Source organism: Cyanobacteriota bacterium (assembly GCA_025054735.1).
In the GTDB taxonomy this organism is placed as follows: domain Bacteria; phylum Cyanobacteriota; class Cyanobacteriia; order SKYG9; family SKYG9; genus SKYG9.
In genome coordinates this window covers 1-5,551 of sequence record JANWZG010000265.1, presented here as the reverse complement: position 1 = coordinate 5,551, position 5,551 = coordinate 1, and the positions used below count along the sequence as shown (strand labels likewise).

Sequence of the window (5,551 nt, the reverse complement as noted above, 5' to 3'; positions counted from 1 at the left end):
GATCTAGAGCTATGGCTGCAAATGGTTGCCCATTACATGACCCTACCCCCTGCTCAACGTCATCACCAGGAGCTATTTGTGAATCGCATTCTCTTCCTCAAGACAGTTGCCCTACTAAACACACTCTCTCTAGACGATTTACTGTTGGTGGATCAAATGCTGAACCATCAAGATTTTCTGGCTGGGGAAGTAATTTTTCACGAAGGCAGTTATGAAGACACGCTTTACATTGTGTATCAAGGACAAGTACGCATCCTTAAGCAACTAACGCAACAACACCTGGCTCTGTTAAAGCCAGGGGAATATTTTGGTGATATGGCCCTTTTGAACGATGCCCCCCGCTCTGCTACGGCAATTGCTGATACAGACTGCACCTTGCTAACGTTAGGCAGAAATGACTTTGAAAGCCTGATAGCTCAACGCCCTGAACTGTTGTTGCACATGTGTCGTGTTTTGAGCAACCGCCTCCGAGAGGCTGACAAGCGCTTTGAAACTCTCAAAAAAGCTCAGACAACAGCTCACACAACTCATTCACATAACTCATAGGGTTGCATAATCGCTGAGCAGTTTTCCCTAGAGAGGCTTCATCGTGAGAGCTTACACATCCATCAAGGCTTGTGATGAAGAAATATCTGGTGGTTTAATCTGTCTCCCCTTGCCACCTAACCCTCCAGAGCATAAAAATACCAACTCTAGGAAGTGCAACCATTACTGAACTCAATTTTTGCGTTATCGTTAAAAACGAGTAAAGTTATATGTACATTTCTGATCGTATTGTTATCCCTTGCAGGACTCAACTGTGAAACCTGAAACAATGGTGCAGAGTGTTAGTGTGGCCATCCTTATGGTTGCGCTGATTGTGCTGTGTGTAATCTTCGGGATTCGCTACTGGCAAGCATCGGATCCCTATGTTAGCAGTGTACTGCTGCTACAGGGTGATCCTCAGCGTGGTCATGCTATTTTTCAACTCAACTGTGCAGGCTGCCATGGAATGCAAGCGGATGGCATGGTAGGGCCTAGCTTGTTGGGCGTGCGCGCTCGCAAATCCAAAGTGGGGCTAATCCATCAAGTTATCAGCGGGAAAACGCCACCCATGCCGCAGTTTCAGCCCGACTCGCAGGATATGGCAGATTTACTCAGTTACTTAGAAAGTCTGTGATTTTTTTTAGTGATCCCCTTGCCAACTTTGCCACTCAGTCAGACACTGTAGTTGGAAGGCGGTACTAATTCTAAGATTGTTGCGGATGTCATGGCTGAAAAGTTGTGGCTCCAATGCTTAAGTTAGGCCGTGCAAGGTTAATTGAGGGTTTGCAGTGAAACGAGTTCTTGGCATTATTCTTGGCGGAGGGGCGGGCACCCGTCTCTATCCCTTGACCAAACTGCGGGCAAAGCCAGCTGTGCCCTTAGCAGGAAAATATCGCTTGATTGATATTCCTGTCAGCAACTGCATCAATTCGGATATTCTCAAAATTTACATATTGACACAGTTCAATTCAGCATCCCTAAACCGACATATTAGTCGAACCTATAGCTTTTCTGGAATTACCGAAGGATTTGTCGAAGTGTTAGCTGCCCAGCAGACACCAGAAAATCCCCATTGGTTTCAGGGAACTGCTGATGCGGTGCGCCAATACCTATGGTTATTTCAGGAATGGGACGTAGATGAGTACCTGATTCTCTCTGGGGATCATCTGTATCGCATGGATTATGGCGATTTTGTGAGACGTCATCGAGAAACAAATGCGGATATCACCTTGTCCGTGATTCCAGTGGACTATAAGCGTGCCTCTGATTTTGGCCTGATGAAAATTGATCAGTCTGGCCGTGTCACTAGCTTCAGTGAAAAGCCCAAGGGCGAGGCTCTAGAAGCTATGAGGGTGGATACCACTATCTTGGGCCTAACGCCAGAAAAAGCTAAGGAGAAACCATTTATTGCTTCCATGGGTATCTATGTCTTTACCAAGAAAGTGCTGATCAATTTGCTGCAAGAATCTCCAGAGCAAACGGATTTTGGTAAGGAAATTATCCCCAATGCAGCAGCAACCCACAATGTTCAAGCCTATTTGTTTGATGGATATTGGGAAGACATTGGGACGATCGCAGCCTTCTATGAAGCAAACCTAGCCTTGACTCAACAGCCCCATCCTCCCTTTAGCTTCTACAACGAAGAAGCGCCAATCTATACTCGGTCACGATATTTGCCACCGAGCAAGTTACTTGATTGTCAAATTACAGAGTCCATCATTGGCGATGGCTCCATTTTGAAAAGCTGTCGCATTCACCACTCTGTTCTAGGGGTGAGAACTCGGATAGAATCTGGCTGTACGATTGAAGACACCCTGATTATGGGGGCTGACTTTTATCAACCCTATGCTGAGCGACAAACAGCAGAAACTACGGGTAAAATTCCAGTCGGGATTGGGGCCAACACGATCATCCGTCGTGCCATTATCGATAAAAATGCCTGCATTGGGCAAAACGTTCAAATTGTCACCAAGGATAATGTCCAGGAAGCTGATCGGGAAAGCCAAGGCTTCTACATTCGCAGTGGCATCGTCGTTGTGCTCAAGAATGCTGTAATTCCAGATGGCACAATCATCTAGTGTTTCTGGCTAGCCGCTAAATATGCCACCTAGGAAGGCTGCATCTCACTCCCATGGGCACTATTGGGCACTATCTAGGGCACTAGAGCCACTGATTGAGCTAGTCAAGGGAGCGGTGCAAGATGCGATCGCCATAGCGTAACAGCGTAGCAATACTGATGAGACGGTTTTCCCATACCTTTGCCTGGTAAGGGTGCTCCTTAGCGTGGTCTTGTATCCAAGTGGGAAAGTCTTGCTGAAACGCCTGTAGCTCGCGAGTAGCCTGAAAAATAGTTTGCCTAGACGGACTATTGGCTAGGCGACTAAGACTTCGTTCTAGCACTTCTGCCTGAATACGCATGGTTCGCAAATTGCTGTCAGAAATTTGCAGTTTGCCTTGGGCTAGCAAGAAGCTCCATTCTCGTTTCAGGATCAGATAGCGGGCATGAGCTGCCTGAAATGGCTGGCGATAAAGAATAGGTTCTGACTGTAACGCGGATATCGGTGTAGAGGTCAGTTCATCACAGGTGATTTGTTGAACGCTACAGCGAGCTAGTACCCCCTGAGTGCGGCTAAATAGACTGTGGTAAGCATCATTCAAGTCTTGGGCAGCAAATAGAGCATAGCCTTCAAAGGGTAAATCACGTAGGGTTTGAATTTGGTCTACTGCAAGGGCAGCAGGTAAATTTAATAGGCGGATTCCGGGTAGCACAAATACAGCGCGTGTGTTACCCAACTCCATCAGGGGTTCCATCAACTGTTGAAAACGATTGGTGCTAGTGGCATAGGTCATCGGCACTAGTAGATCTAAATAGCCACGCTGTACCCAGACTTCCCACTGTTGCTGAATCTTAATCAGCCGTACTCGTTCTGGCAGGGGAAAAACAGCCGCTGACAAGATCAGGCTGGGGCGCGATCGTCGCAAGGTTGTCGCCACCTCTGCCACAAAACTACTCACCTGCTCAACGCGAAAATCTGTCCATTGGTTCCAAAGTTCACGGTTACGGCGAACCCGAAACGCTGACCACTGTTGCCACAGTTCCCGCTCTGTCAAAGTTCTTGTACCACTATCTTTAGTTTGAGCATTCTCCGTTGTCACCACAACTGGGTTCCTGCCGTTGGGGTTAATGCTGGTGGGGTCTACCCCAGTCAACGCTCGAAATTCCTCTCGCAGGGCACGATCGGCAGAGCTAGCTGGTGCATCTAACTTCGGATCCAACGGTGATAGTGTGATGGGATCAATGCCCGTTTGCTCCTTAAAAATCCGGCGAGATGCCTGTCCATAGCCATAGGTAAGATTTCTAGCTGGGTTTTGGAACGGATAGCGGATATAGTCTAGCTGCAACCCATCTACCGGATAGCGGGTAACAATTTCCTTAAACAGAGACAGCAGATAATTGCGCACTTCTGGATTGGCAGGATCCAAAAAGGGCTTTGGTTGCCCTGGGGGTGCTAGCTTGCCCTGGTTATCATAGTTAGCCCAGCTCGGATTAGCAGCAATGACTGGGCCTGGATAATTAGCAGGCAACCCCAGGAGTTGGTTGTGACGTTCGTTACCCGCAGCAAACACCCACACCCAAGCATGAAGTTGCATCCCTCGCTGGTGAGCAAGCTTCACGGCTGATCCTAGAGCATCCCAACCTTGAAGCTGTGGGTTCTGCTGGGGGGCAACTTGGCTAGGAAAAATTGGGTACCCGGCATTTACGGTTTCCAGAAATACTGTGTTAATACCAGCCGCCGCTAGCCGATCGAAGATTACAGTCAACCCTGCTTCTGAACCTGCCTGCACCAGCGTACCCCGATCTAGCCAAATAGCACGGATTTCTGGATGTATGGTGGGCTGATTAAGGGGATAGTTTCGCAGGAGCCGTTGCTGGTGATGAAGCCATTGATGACGAGCATTTCGGTAGTCGCGCCGTGCCACCAACCTCGGAAAAACTTTAAGAAACTGTCGAGCTTCAGTAACCGCTTGCATTGCTTCACCATTCCATAGGGAAGTTGCCTGTGCTCTGTCTCGGCTGGCTAGTCCATCTAGGGTTCCAGACACCGCAACCGTGATGTCTGGTTCAGAGACCTGCTGCTGCGGCTGGAGACGCAAATTGATCGGCGTATCTACTGAATAGGCAGAAACCAACGCACTCTCAACCCGACCTGCTAAGAGTTCAAGCTCTCGACCCATTCTCACGGCCTCCACATGGCTAATGGGCGCAGAGGTAACAGTCATGCGAGGGGGTGGAAACAGTGACTCTTGGGTAGTGTCATCTGGATCCACATTGATGGCCTGAGGACGAGAAGGGGTAGCAACCGGCGAGGCTACTGGCGGCAAAGTGTCACCCTGAGCAGGTGAGGGGTTTGAGGTGCTAGCTGCTGGAGACGGAGCAGCGCTGGGCTGGGGAGACCTTTGAGTAACCGAGGTTGTGGTCTCACCCTGTGGAGCCTGGGCAGTTTGGATAATGGTTGCTGCGTTACTCGCCGTCTCAGGTTGGGGCGCAGGTGATGAAGGCACGGACGGAGTTTCCAAGGATTGCACAGCAGGTTTATAGCGGTTTAATGCCGTAGCTAGCCAGAGTTGATCAACCTCTGGAGAACTGTTAGCGGCACTACCCCATTGCCAACCTAGGTAGATGGTGCGATCGGTAGCAACGACAGCAGGGCTTGGGGCGAGTTGACTAGGTGGAGAGGGTGGTAGTGCCGATGGGGTTGGGAAATTGGCTAGAGACTGGCTAGTTTCAGGGAGGGGCTGCCAGACGGCGATTGCACGACTGGTTGTTCCCGTAGGCATCAATATGCCCCCTAGGAACGGCTGACTGGGTTGTGGCCGAGGCACGACCGTTTGCTCACCAATGACAACTGGCTGGAGTTGACTGGGTTGGGCTAGGGGCGATACCCAATAGGCTCCTAGTAGCGATCGTAATGCTTGTTGCACCCCAGGCGGTGACTGGCTACCCACTTCGCCACTGGCGATGACT

General features: G+C 49.7%; 4 protein-coding genes. 3 read left to right on the top strand and 1 reads right to left on the bottom strand.

What is annotated here, in order from left to right; translation table 11 throughout:
• The 3 genes from NZ772_12715 to NZ772_12705 all read left to right on the top strand — a co-directional run.
• The coding region (locus NZ772_12715; GenBank protein MCS6814413.1) for a cyclic nucleotide-binding domain-containing protein at positions 1 to 546 on the top strand (546 nt) is incomplete at its 5' end.
• Between the two features lie 268 nt (positions 547 to 814).
• The gene (locus NZ772_12710) at positions 815 to 1,159 is read left to right on the top strand and encodes a cytochrome c (GenBank protein ID MCS6814412.1); all 345 of its coding nucleotides are present in this window, start codon (positions 815 to 817) and stop codon (positions 1,157 to 1,159) included.
• Positions 1,160 to 1,313: 154 nt separating this feature from the next.
• Positions 1,314 to 2,603, top strand: coding sequence for a glucose-1-phosphate adenylyltransferase (locus NZ772_12705; GenBank protein ID MCS6814411.1), 1,290 nt, complete (start codon positions 1,314 to 1,316; stop codon positions 2,601 to 2,603).
• 100 nt (positions 2,604 to 2,703) lie between these two features.
• On the opposite strand, the gene NZ772_12700 is transcribed toward NZ772_12705, so the two are convergent.
• Positions 2,704 to 5,551 (bottom strand): family 10 glycosylhydrolase (locus NZ772_12700; GenBank protein MCS6814410.1); only part of this gene is annotated, 2,848 nt, incomplete at its 5' end.